This window comes from Afipia sp. MLSD5-FHT05B12, from assembly GCF_058793355.1.
On record NZ_JBXAFS010000012.1, the window covers coordinates 120344 to 133090 of the forward strand.

Consider the following 12747-nt stretch of genomic DNA (forward strand, 5'->3'; position numbering starts at 1 on the left):
AGCGAGCGCGCCATGCAATTCGCCCTGACCGAGGATCAAATCGCGGTTCGCGACATGGCGCGCGAGTTCGCGGCCGAAAAAATCGCCCCGTTCGCGCAGAAATGGGATGAGGAAAAGTTTTTCCCCGTCGATGTGATGCGCGAAGCGGCGGCCCTCGGCATCGGCGGCATCTATATCCGTGACGATGTCGGCGGCTCGGCGTTGACGCGGTTCGATGCGGCGCTGATCTTCGAAGCGCTGGCGACGGGATGTCCGACGGTGTCGTCGTTTATTTCGATCCACAACATGGCATCGTGGATGATTGATGCCTATGGCTCGGACACGCAGCGTCAGAAATGGCTGCCGCGTCTCTGCACCATGGAACTGATCGCGAGCTACGCTCTGACCGAGCCGGGCGCGGGCTCGGATGCCGCGGCACTTTCGACTCGCGCGGTGCGTGACGGCGATCATTACGTTCTCAACGGACAGAAGCAGTTCATCTCCGGCGCAGGAACCAGCGACATCTACGTCGCGATGGTTCGCACGGGCGGTGAGGGCGCACATGGTGTCTCCACGCTGGTGATCGATCGCGACACGCCAGGCCTCTCGTTCGGCGCGAACGAGCGCAAGATGGGCTGGAACGCGCAGCCGACCCGTGCGGTGATTTTCGAGAATGCCCGCGTGCCCGTCGCCAATCGCCTTGGCGAGGAGGGCATCGGCTTCAAGGTCGCGATGGCTGGTCTCGATGGCGGACGGCTCAACATCGCCGCGTGCTCGCTTGGCGGCGCGCAATCGGCGCTCGACAAGTCGCTCGCCTACATGAAAGAGCGCAGGGCCTTCGGTCAGCGCCTCGATGAATTCCAGGCCTTGCAGTTTCGTCTCGCCGACATGGCGATCGAACTGGAGGCCGCGCGCACGTTCCTGTGGCGGGCTGCCGCGGCGCTTGACCGCAAGGACCCCGATGCGACCATGCTCTGTGCCATGGCCAAGCGCTTCGGAACCGACGCAGGATTCGAGATCGCCAATCAGGCGCTGCAATTGCACGGCGGATATGGCTATCTGTCGGAATACGGTATCGAGAAAATCGTCAGGGATCTGCGCGTGCATCAAATTCTTGAAGGAACCAACGAAATCATGCGCGTGATTGTCGCCCGAAAATTGATCGAGGGCGCGCGATGAGCGCGCATGCGGCAATGGCGGAGACGCCGGAAAAAGACCTGATCGTTTGCCGCGAAGGCGCGGCGGGGATTGTCCGGCTCAACCGTCCGAAGACGATCAACGCGCTCACGCTGGAGATGACGCGCGAGATCGTCACCGCTCTTGATACGTTCGAGGCTGATCCCGGCGTGTCGCTTGTGCTGCTGGAAGGTGCGGGCGAGCGCGGACTATGCGCAGGCGGCGACATCCGCGGTCTTTATGAAAGCGCGAAGGCGGGCGGCGATCTGGGGCCGGTCTTTTGGCGCGAGGAGTATATCCTGAATGCGCGTATTCCCGACTTTCCGAAGCCTTATGTTGCGTACATGGACGGTCTCGTCATGGGCGGCGGTGTCGGGCTGTCGGCGCACAGCGCGCATCGGATCGTGACTGAGAAGACGAAAATGGCGATGCCGGAGGTCGGTCTCGGATTCTTCCCGGATGTCGGTGGAACGTGGCTGCTGTCACGCGCGCCCGGCGAGATTGGGACCTATTTCGCGCTGACCGGCCAGACAATGGGCGGTGCTGACGCTGTTTATGCGGGGGCCGCGGATGTGCTGATTGCCTCGAAAGACTGGCCGGCGCTTCGCGATGCGCTGGCCAATGCCCCACTGCAGGCGAAGAACAGCGACGTTCGCGCAATCCTGGCGCGCTTCGGGATTCAGGATGTGCAGGCGCCGATCGCGAAGCATCGCGAACTGATCGATCGTGCCTTCGCTTGCGCCACGGTCGAAGAGATCGTGGCCGCGTTGAAAGACGATGGATCGGAGTTTGCGCTTGCCACGCTGAAGGCACTCCTGGAGAAATCGCCGACGGCGCTCAAGGTGACGCTGGAGCTGCTTCGCCGCGCGAGAAGTTCGAAGTCGCTCAAGGAATGTCTTGTCCGAGAGTACAATTCTGCGCTGGCGGTATTCACCAGCACGGAGTTCGTTGAGGGCGTCCGCGCCGCGATCATCGACAAGGATCGTAATCCGAAGTGGTCGCCTTCGCGGATCGAGGACGTGACGCCGGAGATCGTCGAGAAGTATTTCGCGCCGAACGGCAAGTACACGCTGGTCTTTCCGGACTGAATAGTTCCGAAGCAACAATAACGAGGGCAGGAAAATGGCAAACATCGCATTCATCGGTCTTGGCAACATGGGTGGACCCATGGCGGCGAACCTCGTCAAGGCCGGGCACAAGGTGCAAGGCTTCGATCTCGTCCAGGCATCCAGGGATGCTGCGCAAGCGGACGGCGTCGGCATCGCCGCCAGCGCGATCGACGCTGTGAAGGATGCGCAGGTTGTCATCACCATGCTGCCGGCAGGCAAGCATGTGCTGGGCGTATGGAAAGAAATCATTCGGTCGGTCGGCAAGAATACCCTGATGATCGACTGCTCGACCATCGACGTGGAAAGCGCGCGGCTCGCGCATGCCCACGCTACCGAACACAACCTGCCGTCGATCGACGCGCCGGTGTCAGGCGGCACTGGCGGTGCGAAGGGCGCGACGCTGACGTTCATGTGCGGCGGGACCGCAGCTGCCTTCGCTGCCGCAAGGCCTGTCCTTGAAAACATGGGCAAAAAGGTTGTCCACTGCGGCGAGGCCGGTGCAGGGCAGGCGGCCAAGATCTGCAACAACATGATCCTCGGTATTTCGATGATCGGCGTTTCAGAGGCGTTTGCGCTGGGCGAGAAGCTCGGCCTGTCGCATCAGGCCCTGTTCGATGTGGCATCGACGTCATCGGGCCAGTGCTGGTCGCTGACGACATATTGCCCGGTGCCGGGTCCGGTTCCAACGTCGCCCGCGAACAACGAGTACAAGCCGGGCTTCGCAGCGGCGCTGATGCTGAAAGACTTGCGTCTGTCGCAAGAAGCCGCGAAAGCTGCCGGTGCGGCCACGCCGCTCGGCGCCCATGCCGAAAGTATCTATGATGCCTTCGAGAAGGCCGGTCACGGCGGTGTGGACTTTTCCGGCATCATCAAGCATGTGCGTGGACTGGCAAAATAGGTCAGCCGTCGTAAGCAGAGCGTCATCCTGAGGTGCGAGCCGTCTTCGGCGAGCCTCGAAGGATGACGATAGCGCTTGCGGCCATCCTTCGAGGCGCGCAAAAATGCGCGCACCTCAGGATGACGGAATTGCTTGAACGAGAGTGATGATGACGACATTCCAGGACGCACGCGCTTTTCTGCTTAAACATCGCACCGACTACGACAAGGCTATCGCGGATTTCCGCTGGCCGGATGAGAAGCAGTTCAACTGGGCGCTCGACTGGTTCGATGCCGGGCTGGCCTCCAGTCCCGAAAGCCGGGACCGCACGGCGCTGTGGATTGTCGACGCCACCGGCGGCGAGACGAAACTGTCGTTCGCGGAGCTGTCGCGCCGATCCAGCCAGACGGCGAATTTTCTCCGCGACCTTGGCCTCAAGCGCGGTGACCATCTGCTGATGCTGCTCGGTAACGTGGTTCCGTTGTGGGAGACCATGCTTGCCGCCATGAAGCTGGGCGTCATCGTCATCCCGGCAACGACATTGCTGACGGCGGACGAATTGCGTGATCGCCTGGATCGCGGCAAGGCTAAGATCGTGGTTGCCACGCAGGATCAGGTGGCGAAGTTCGAAGGCCTCGGCGGCGAGGATTTTACCAGGATTGTTGTCGCGGCCACATCTGAGCACAAAGGCTGGCGCAAGTTCGAGGAAACGGCGAACTATCCGGAGGCGTTCACGCCGGACGGCGCGACGGGCGCGAACGATCCGATGCTGCTCTATTTCACGTCAGGCACTACGGCTAAGCCGAAACTCGTACTGCATAGCCACCGCAGTTATCCTGTTGGCTCGTTGTCCACGATGTACTGGCTCGGTCTCCAGCCGGGCGACATCCACCTTAATATTTCGTCGCCGGGCTGGGCCAAGCATGCCTGGAGCTGCTTCTTTTCGCCGTGGAATGCGGGCGCGACGATCTTCATCGTCAACCAGCCGCGCTTCGATGCGAAAGGTCTGCTCGCGACGGTCGCGCGCTGCGGCGTGACCACATTGTGCGCGCCGCCGACGGTTTGGCGGCTGTTCATCCAGGAGCGGCTGGCGGACTACAAGGTGTCCGTGCGCGAGGTTTGTGGCGCTGGCGAACCGCTCAATCCTGAGGTTATCGATCAGGTCAAGGCAGCGTGGGGGCTGACGATTCGCGATGGCTACGGCCAGACCGAGACCACTGCGCTTGCCGGCAATTCGCCAGGACAGCAGGTGAAGATCGGGTCGATGGGCCGGCCGATGCCCGGTTATACGGTGCGCGTTGCCGATGCCGACGGCAATCCGGCGAAGGAAGGCGAGGTTCGCCTCGCGCTCGGCGCCGACCGTCCGGCGGGGCTGATGCTCGGCTATCAGGGCGAGGACGGCAAGCCGAAGGGCGCTGACGGCGAGGTCTATCAGACCGGCGACGTGGTGTTTCTGGATGACGATGGCTATCTGACCTTCGTCGGCCGTTCCGACGATGTGTTCAAGTCTTCCGATTACCGCATCAGCCCGTTCGAGCTTGAAAGTGTTCTGCTCGAACACGATGCCGTGGCTGAGGCCGCCGTGGTGCCGACGCCGGACCCGATCCGGCTGGCGCTTCCAAAGGCTTACGTCTCGGTGGTGCCGGGTACTGCGATGTCCCGCGAGACTGCGTTGTCGATCTTCCAGTATGTTCATTCGCGGCTTGCGCCATTCAAGCGCATTCGCCGTATCGAACTGGTGACGGAGTTGCCGAAAACGATCTCGGGCAAGATTCGCCGGGTGCAACTGCGCCGCCTGGAACATGACAACGACCGCAAGGATGCGCTGCGCGGCCAGGAATTCCGGGAGGAGGATTTTCCGGAATTGCAGAGCGGTCAGGGCGCGGCCCGGTAACGCCCCGGTCGGCATTTCCGAGCGTATCCATTCCATAGTTGTTTGAAACAGCGTCCGTGAGCGCTCGCAGCGAGGGCTAGCGCCGTTCGCGCAACCGTGCCGGTCGGTAAATTTTGCTTGGCCGGACGGCCGATCTGTGGAATGTGCCACCCCAGTTCGATTTTCAGCTGGGAGATGGTTCGTGGGCGCTGCGATGAATCTAGAGGACTACCTGAAGCTCGTGGGCACCGAGCTTGGTGTTTCGGAGTGGCATACCGTCGATCAGAAACAGATCGATGCGTTCGCTGATGCAACCGAGGACTTTCAGTTCATTCATATTGATCCGGAGCGGGCAAAGCGCGAGACGCCGTTTGGTGGAACCATCGCGCATGGCTTCCTGTCGCTGTCGGTGCTGCCGAAGCTCGCTTATGCGACCATGCCGACGCTGAATGGCGCCGTCATGTCAGTCAATTACGGCTTCGACAAGATCAGATTTCTCACGCCCGTCCGCGCCGGCAAGCGCGTGCGTGCGCGGTTCGTGTTGTCGGAGGCGACCATGAAGGCGCCGAAAGAGCTGCTGGCGCGCACCAATACGACGCTGGAAATCGAGGGTGAGCCCAAGCCCGCGCTTGTTGCGGACTGGCTCGGAATGCACTTCTTCGCATAACGCATTTCTTCCGCCAAACTTAAGGGACGATCATGGCAATCAGATTCGATGGACGCGTTGCGGTAGTCACCGGCGCAGGTGCAGGTCTCGGACGCGCGCACGCGCTGGGATTGGCGAAGCTTGGCGCGAAGGTTGTTGTCAATGACATGGGCGCGGCGCGTGACGGTAGCGGCGGCTCGGTCAGCCCGGCGGAAGCGGTTGTGGAAGAAATCCGCAAGGCCGGCGGCGAGGCGGTGGCCGACGGCGCGGACGTCTCGAGCTTCGAGCAGGTCAAGGAGATGGTCGCCCGCGCTTCGATGAAGTGGGGCAGCGTCGATCTGATGGTCGCGAACGCCGGAATCCTGCGCGACAAATCATTTGGCAAAATGGAGCCGGACGATTTCGCCAAGGTCATCGCCGTGCATCTGACCGGCACGTTCAACTGCTGTCGCGCGGTGTGGGACGGCATGCGTGAGCGCAACTATGGCCGCATCGTTGTCACCACGTCATCATCCGGCCTGTTCGGTAACTTCGGGCAGGCGAACTATGCCGCCGCGAAGGCCGGTATGGTTGGACTGATGAACGTACTCGCCGAGGAAGGCCGCAAGACCAACATCCGCGTCAATACAATCTCGCCGACGGCAGCGACACGCATGACCGAAGGCCTGATCGGACCGGAAATTCTCGCGCTGATGAAGCCCGAAGCGATCACACCGGCGGTGCTTTATCTGCTGAGCGAAGATGCGCCGACCCGGACCATCATGGGCGCGGGCGCGGGCTCCTTCGCAGTCATCAAGGTGGTCGAGACCGAAGGTCTCCACCTGCCGCAGGATCAATGGACGCCTGACGCCATCGCAGCGAATTTCGCGAAGATCGGCGACATGTCGACCGCGCGTGACCTCGGCGGCGCGTTCTTCCAGACCTTCAAGTATGTGGAGCAGGCCGCGAAGGCAGCGGGCATCAAACTGCCGGCGATGGGCGGTTAAGCACATTGAACGTCGCCGTCATCGGTGCCGGTCCTGCGGGGCTGAAGGCGGCTGAAGTTCTCGCGGCGGGCGGTGCGCGCGTCACCGTCTATGATCGCATGCCGTCGGTCGGCCGCAAGTTCCTGCTGGCCGGACGCGGCGGTCTCAATCTCACCCACAGCGAACCGCCCGATACCTTTCTCGGACGCTATCGCGAAGCGATGCCGCATCTGCGCGCGGCGATCGAAGCGTTTCCGCCGGCGGCGTTGCGTGCCTGGAGCGAAGGCCTCGGCCAGCCAACCTTCGTTGGCTCGAGCGGGCGTGTCTTTCCGCAGGCGATGAAAGCATCGCCGTTGCTGCGTGCGTGGCTTCGCCGCCTCGACCGATCAGGCGTGCGGTTGGCGCTTCGCCATCGCTGGATAGGATGGAGTGCGAATGGCGGGTTGCAGTTCGAAACACCCGGAGGCTTGACGTCACTCAGGCCCGCCGCGACCGTGATTGCACTCGGTGGCGCAAGCTGGCCCAAGTTAGGAGCAGATGGCGACTGGATCGATTCATTCAAGGCAGGGGGGATTGAGATCGCACCATTGCGGTCTGCCAATTCCGGCTTCCGCGTCGGATGGTCGGATCTGTTCCGCGACCGCTTTGAGGGACAGCCACTGAAGGGTGTTGCGCTGTCATTCGGTGGAGAGACCGTGCGCGGCGAAGCGACGATCACACGCGAAGGCATCGAGGGCGGTGCGATCTATGCGCTGTCGGCTCCGTTGCGTGGCGCGGTGTTTGCGAATGGTGAGGCTATCCTCCATGCCGCATTGCGGCCGGACCTCCCCAAGCCTGATCTGATCGCACGCGTCAGCGCGCCGCGACAGAAGCAGTCAATGTCGACTTATCTGAGAAAGGCCGCCGGTCTTTCGCCGGCTGCCATTGGATTGTTGCAGGAAGCCGCGATTGCTGCGGGGTTCAATCTATCCGCGACGAATCCCGACACACTTGCTGCCTTTATCAACGCCGTTCCCATCAAGCTCACCGGCATCGCGCCGATTGAGCGTGCGATCTCAACCGCGGGCGGAATTGCCTTCAGCGAGATCAATGAAAATTACATGTTACGCAAGGTGCCCGGCGTATTTGTCGCTGGCGAAATGCTGGACTGGGAGGCGCCGACCGGCGGCTATCTGTTGCAGGCATGTTTCGCGACAGGCGCTGCTGCCGGGCGGGGCGCGCTGGATTATCTAAGAGTCTGTCATGGCCGGGTTTGATACGGCCGTCCACATTTTTTGATGCTTCAAGTAAGGACGTGGATCACCGGGTCAAGCCCGGTGATGACGATCTGTTGAGCAGGGTCGATCGTGCGCTTCTGAAAGAATCGAGGTTGCGATCAAACCCCGCTCTCGATTTCCTCGCGCAGCATTTCCAGCTCCAGCCATTTTTCTTCGGCGGCATCCAGTTCGCCATGCGCCTTGGCAATCGCAGCGGACGCAACGTCGAATTTTTTGCGGTCCTTCGCGTAGAGTTCGGGATCGTCGAGCAGCTTCTGCTGCTTGGCAATCTCGGCCTGCAGCTTTGCCATTGTCTTCGGCAATGTTTCCAGCGCGTGCTTCTCGTTGAAGCTGAGGCGGCGCTTGGATGATGCGACCGGCGTGGCGGCAGCACTTTTTGCGACTCTTGATGTTTCGGCGGCCACGGCCTTGATGTTCTTTTCCTGCAAGTCCGCGCCGCGCTGCGCCAGCATATCGGAATAGCCGCCGGCGTATTCGATCCATTTGCCGTTGCCCTCAGGCGCGATCACCGATGTCACAACGCGGTCGAGAAAATCGCGGTCGTGGCTGACGAGGATGACGGTGCCGTCATAGTCGCCGAGCATTTCTTCCAGCACGTCGAGAGTTTCGAGATCGAGATCATTGGTTGGCTCGTCCAGCACCAGCACGTTGGATGGTTTCGCCAGCGCACGCGCCAGCATCAGCCGCCCGCGCTCTCCGCCGGAGAGGGCTTCGAGCGGGGTGCGCGCCTGCTCGCTAGCGAAAAGAAAGTCTTTCATATAACCGATGACATGTTTTGGTGTGCCATTGACCATGATGCTGTCGCCGCGTCCGCCGGTCAGCGCATCGGCCAGCGTCGATTTCGGATCGAGGCTTTCGCGGTGCTGGTCGAGCGTCGCCATCTCAATATTGGCGCCGAGGCGGATAGTGCCGGTGTCGGGTGCATCGCCGCCGGTCAAAAGCCCGATCAGCGTGGTTTTGCCCGCGCCGTTGGGGCCGATGATGCCGATGCGGTCGCCGCGCGTCACGCGTGTTGAGAAGTCGTCAACGATCTTGCGCTCGCCGTAGGACTTGGCGATGTGCTTCGCCTCGATCACCAGCTTGCCGGAGGCATCGGCTTCCGCCGCGGCGAGGTTCGCCTTACCCGCGGTCCCGCGATAGTCGCGGCGCTGCTGCCGAAGTTCGAACAGATTGCCGAGCCGCTTGACGTTGCGCTTGCGGCGGCCGGAAACGCCATAGCGCAGCCAGTGTTCCTCGGCGACGATCTTGCGGTCCAGCTTGTGCTGATCGCGCTCTTCTTCCGCGAGCACGTCGTCGCGCCATTCCTCGAAGGCGCTGAAACCCTTTTCGATGCGCCGGGTCTGGCCGCGGTCGAGCCAGACAGTGGCGCGGGAGAGATTGGAGAGAAAGCGCCGGTCGTGGCTGATCATCACCAGCGCGCTGCGGCGGCTGGCGAGTTCTCCTTCGAGCCACTCGATGGTTGTGAGGTCGAGATGGTTGGTCGGCTCGTCGAGCAGCAGGATATCGGGTGAGGGCGCCAGCACGCGCGCGAGCGCCGCGCGCCGCGCTTCGCCGCCGGAGATGTTGGCGGGATCTTCCATGCCCGTCAGACCGAGCTGTTCGACCAGATACTGTGCCTGATAGTGATCGTCGCCCGGATTAAGTCCTGCTTCGACATAGGCCAGCGTCGTCTTGAAACCGTCGAAATCCGGTTCCTGCGGCAGATAGCGGATGGTGGCGCCGGGCTGCACGAAGCGGCTGCCGCGATCGGCTTCCACGAGACCCGCGACGATCTTCAGCAGCGTCGATTTGCCCGAGCCGTTGCGGCCGATCAGGCAGACGCGCTCGCCGGCCGAGACGGCCAGCTCGACGCCGGACAGAAGCGGCGTGCCGCCGAAGGTCAGCGCAATGTCTTTCAACTGGATGAGGGGAGGCGCCATATCGTCGCGGTACTCTTACTTTTGTTGCGCGCGCTGGATGCGGCGGATGGTCTGGTCGAGGGCCGACAGGAACGCGGAACGGTCGCGCGGCGAGAACGAACGCGGCCCGCCGGTGACTTCGCCGCTGGAACGCAGGTCGGTCATCAGGTTGCGCACCGCCAGCGTCATGCCGATGGATTCTTCCGAGAACGGCTTGCCGTTCGGGGCGATCACGTCGGCACCCGCCTTCACGCAGCGCGCCGCCAGCGGGATGTCGGACGTGACGACGATATCGCCTTTTTGGGCGCGTTCCGCAATCCAGTCGTCCGCGGCATCCATTCCCGGGCCTGCGGCGATCCGCTCGATCAGCGGATGGTTCGGCACGCGGATGAAATTGCCCGCGACCACGCTGACGGGCAGCCGGTGCCGCTCCGCCACACGGTAAATCTCGTCCTTCACCGGGCAGGCGTCGGCGTCGACATAGATGCGGGTCGTCTGGGTCAAGGTTGTTCCATTTCAGGTTTGCGCTGCTGGTAACCCAACGGCATCAAAATGGCGAGTGGAAGACCGGGGATGCGGACTGCAAGGCATGCATTGGGGCGGCTTGTCTTCGGCCCCGCTTTGCGGTCCATTTACCGCAAGAAACGCAAAAAATTCGAGAAAACGATGACCGTTCTCAAACCCTACAGCGTCCACGCCTACAATCTCGCCAAGAACTCCGAAAACAAGATGCACGACGATTCCGTCGCGCGCCGCTTCGGATTCCAGGGTGGGCTGGTGCCCGGCGTCGACGTGTTCGCCTACATGACCCACATGCCGGTGGCGAAATGGGGCCGGGCGTTCCTGGAGCGCGGGTTGATGGACGGCCGGTTCTTCAAGCCGGTCTACGACGGCGAGACCGCGGTTGTGACGGCGGAAGAGACCGACGGTGGCCTTGCCATCAAGGTTGAGAGCCGCGGCGAGCTGTGCGCCACAGGCACCGCGTCGATGCCATCCGATGCCATGAGGATTTCGCTCGGCGATTTCCAGGGCGCTGCTGTCGTTGGCAAGACCGCTCCCGCGAGTGAGAAAACCTATGAGACCGGCAAGTGGCTTTCCATTCCCCCGTTCACGCTGGGCGCGCAGGGCTCATCCGAGTATCTGCGCGACGCCCGCGAAACCGATCCGCTCTACGCCAGCGAGAAGATCGTCCACACCGGGATGCTGTTGCGGACCATGAACTGGGCGCTGATGGAAAACGCCATTCTGGGGCCGTGGATTCACGTCGGCAGCACCATCCGTTATCTGGCGACAGCGGTGGTTGACGATGAACTGACGGTGCGGGCGAAAGTTACCGGCAACTACGACCGCAAGGGTCACAAGTTTGTCGAGCTTGACGGCGTGATTGTCGCCAACGGCTCAAAGCCGATTGCCCATTGCCAGCATGTAGCGATCTACCAGCCGCGCGAGACGATGGCGGCATAGGCTCCCGGAAAATCTCCCTCCACATTGTCCACGCGCAGGCTGGTTTGTCGCCAACTATCCCTGGCTTGTTAGCAGAGGGTTCCTCCAGATCTGGCATCCGTCCTTGTGAAGGATGGATGGCACGATGAACTCGGATGAGGTTATGCCCTCGCATATCCATCCGTTGAACAATCCAATAAGCTCCTTATCGATCTCGTGCGAGTGGGTGCTGATAACCACGCGCTTTATCTTCTTCTTTGCGACCTCCATACCCTGCCTGAACGTGTCAAGCTCGGCTCCCTGAACATCGCAATGCAAAAGATCGATGCTGCTGGAAGTCTCCAGAATCGTCTCGAGGGTGAAGGCAGGGACCTGGATAGTTCTCGCGTTCTCACATTTATCGAATTTTGCGGCCATGCCGTAGTTCACATTTGCATCAACCGAGAGGTCCGGAAATTCGGCGACGCCGTCGCGAGGCCCGACCACACCATATTTGATTGTTGTCGTGCTTTCGTCGATTCCATGCGCCTCGAAGTTCTCCCGGATGAACGGAATTTTTCCCCGATCGCCTTCCACTGCGATCAAGGAGATATCCTTTATTCCCATCTTCTTCGCTGCGACGTAACCAACGGCACACCACGGCGCCCAGCCAGCTCCCAGCTCAACGATCGAATAGGATGTTTTCGCGTCCAGCACGGATCTCAGAGTGCCCAGCCATTCAATCGTATAGCCGTGAATGTTAGCTGGAATTGGGTATCCTTCGACCGCGCCTGACATGGCGGCGAGCCAGTCAATAAATCTGACGTCGACAACGCCGCCCATGAAATTCGTTACAAAGCCCGGTTTCGATTTTCGCTCACGATCCTCGAACTGTTGAAAGACTTCCATTGCCTCCGAGCGAAGGCACCCGTCTGGCTCCTGCTCGTAACCGTTCCCCGTTTGCCGTTTTTTGAATTCGTCCGATGCGACAAGTCCGCGAGCCAGTGTCGCGAGAGACTCGCCGTTCTTCAGCAGGTTTGCATGATGCTCAAGCCCCCGCTCGTCGGGGTAGCGGCCAAGCAGCCCCTGATAAAGCTCGACGACAAGCGAGCGGCGATTTAGCCGCGTAAAGGCGGTTCTCATAAACATTCTCGAGGCTTTCGATTGGCGGGTGGGGTCGTTTTTAAAGAACAGGGGCGTGCCGATGATACGGCAGGCGAGTTGTCAGGCCGGGGAAGGCCGTCTGTCAACTGGGTGTCGCCGCGCGCCACGCGTCACTTCCGATTCAGTTTTCAAACAGCCACTTCCGTTCACGCACGCGCGGTCGTTCTCGCGCCACGCGCGAGGTGAGCTTTTAAGTCTCGCCCCTCACAGCGCGCGCGAGGCCTGCCTCGTTCGCGCCCCTGAAATGAGGGGCATGGAGCGCCGCGAGGCGCAAATGTGTTGTCTCGCTTCCCTCTGCGAAAAGGGAAGCGCGTCGCCTCACGGCGCTCCACAGTCAGGTTTGCGCAGTCTGCGCAAGCTT

Annotated in this window: 11 protein-coding genes; 8 read left to right on the forward strand and 3 right to left on the reverse strand. The window is 61.5% G+C overall.

All coding sequences use genetic code 11. The features are described 5' to 3' along the window. Positions 1–12 precede the first annotated feature (12 nt). The 7 genes from AC1Q6J_RS16370 (at position 13) to AC1Q6J_RS16400 (ending at position 7881) form a co-directional block, all read left to right on the forward strand. A complete protein-coding gene (locus AC1Q6J_RS16370) occupies positions 13–1158 on the forward strand; it encodes an isobutyryl-CoA dehydrogenase (RefSeq protein ID WP_492280269.1) in 1146 nt (381 codons plus the stop codon). Next, positions 1155–2243: an enoyl-CoA hydratase/isomerase family protein gene (locus AC1Q6J_RS16375; protein ID WP_492280270.1), complete on the forward strand. Its 1089-nt coding sequence runs from the start codon at positions 1155–1157 to the stop codon at positions 2241–2243. The genes AC1Q6J_RS16370 and AC1Q6J_RS16375 overlap by 4 nt, the downstream gene beginning before the upstream one ends. Positions 2244–2277: 34 nt before the next feature. Beyond that, positions 2278–3162, forward strand: a complete 885-nt coding sequence (gene mmsB / locus AC1Q6J_RS16380) for a 3-hydroxyisobutyrate dehydrogenase (protein ID WP_492280271.1) — start codon at positions 2278–2280, stop codon at positions 3160–3162. 148 nt (positions 3163–3310) lie between these two features. Continuing rightward, positions 3311–5035: an AMP-binding protein gene (locus AC1Q6J_RS16385; protein WP_492280272.1), complete on the forward strand. Its 1725-nt coding sequence runs from the start codon at positions 3311–3313 to the stop codon at positions 5033–5035. Positions 5036–5216: 181 nt separating this feature from the next. Further along, the gene (locus AC1Q6J_RS16390; protein ID WP_492280273.1) at positions 5217–5681 is read left to right on the forward strand and encodes a MaoC family dehydratase; all 465 of its coding nucleotides are present in this window, start codon (positions 5217–5219) and stop codon (positions 5679–5681) included. 32 nt (positions 5682–5713) lie between these two features. Further along, entirely contained in the window at positions 5714–6646 is a 933-nt protein-coding gene (locus AC1Q6J_RS16395) for an SDR family NAD(P)-dependent oxidoreductase (protein ID WP_492280274.1), read from the forward strand. Between the two features lie 5 nt (positions 6647–6651). Further along, on the forward strand, positions 6652–7881 hold the full coding sequence (locus tag AC1Q6J_RS16400; protein WP_492280275.1) for a BaiN/RdsA family NAD(P)/FAD-dependent oxidoreductase: 1230 nt from the start codon (positions 6652–6654) through the stop codon (positions 7879–7881). A 119-nt stretch (positions 7882–8000) separates the two neighbouring features. On the opposite strand, the gene AC1Q6J_RS16405 is transcribed toward AC1Q6J_RS16400, so the two are convergent. Together AC1Q6J_RS16405 and AC1Q6J_RS16410 are read right to left on the reverse strand one after the other, a co-directional pair. Then, a complete protein-coding gene (locus AC1Q6J_RS16405) occupies positions 8001–9821 on the reverse strand; it encodes an ABC-F family ATP-binding cassette domain-containing protein (RefSeq protein ID WP_492280276.1) in 1821 nt (606 codons plus the stop codon). A gap of 15 nt (positions 9822–9836) precedes the next feature. After that, positions 9837–10304 carry a YaiI/YqxD family protein gene (locus tag AC1Q6J_RS16410; protein ID WP_492280277.1) on the reverse strand — a complete coding sequence of 156 codons (468 nt, stop codon included), beginning with the start codon at positions 10302–10304 and terminating at the stop codon, positions 9837–9839. Positions 10305–10466: 162 nt separating this feature from the next. Here AC1Q6J_RS16410 and AC1Q6J_RS16415 point away from each other — a divergent pair, with 162 nt between their 5' ends. Continuing rightward, positions 10467–11264: a hypothetical protein gene (locus AC1Q6J_RS16415; protein ID WP_492280278.1), complete on the forward strand. Its 798-nt coding sequence runs from the start codon at positions 10467–10469 to the stop codon at positions 11262–11264. A gap of 54 nt (positions 11265–11318) precedes the next feature. On the opposite strand, the gene AC1Q6J_RS16420 is transcribed toward AC1Q6J_RS16415, so the two are convergent. Next, positions 11319–12365 carry an FkbM family methyltransferase gene (locus AC1Q6J_RS16420; RefSeq protein WP_492280279.1) on the reverse strand — a complete coding sequence of 349 codons (1047 nt, stop codon included), beginning with the start codon at positions 12363–12365 and terminating at the stop codon, positions 11319–11321. Positions 12366–12747: the final 382 nt, after the last annotated feature.

Bases quoted from the DNA above. Each gene is read 5' to 3' on its own strand.
- AC1Q6J_RS16405 (WP_492280276.1), bottom strand. From the start codon at position 9,821: ATGGCGCCTCCCCTCATCCAGTTGAAAGACATTGCGCTGACCTTCGGC.
- AC1Q6J_RS16385 (WP_492280272.1), top strand. From the start codon at position 3,311: ATGACGACATTCCAGGACGCACGCGCTTTTCTGCTTAAACATCGCACC.
- AC1Q6J_RS16375 (WP_492280270.1), top strand. From the start codon at position 1,155: ATGAGCGCGCATGCGGCAATGGCGGAGACGCCGGAAAAAGACCTGATC.
- AC1Q6J_RS16370 (WP_492280269.1), top strand. From the start codon at position 13: ATGCAATTCGCCCTGACCGAGGATCAAATCGCGGTTCGCGACATGGCG.
- AC1Q6J_RS16420 (WP_492280279.1), bottom strand. From the start codon at position 12,365: ATGAGAACCGCCTTTACGCGGCTAAATCGCCGCTCGCTTGTCGTCGAG.
- mmsB (WP_492280271.1), top strand. From the start codon at position 2,278: ATGGCAAACATCGCATTCATCGGTCTTGGCAACATGGGTGGACCCATG.
- AC1Q6J_RS16395 (WP_492280274.1), top strand. From the start codon at position 5,714: ATGGCAATCAGATTCGATGGACGCGTTGCGGTAGTCACCGGCGCAGGT.
- AC1Q6J_RS16415 (WP_492280278.1), top strand. From the start codon at position 10,467: ATGACCGTTCTCAAACCCTACAGCGTCCACGCCTACAATCTCGCCAAG.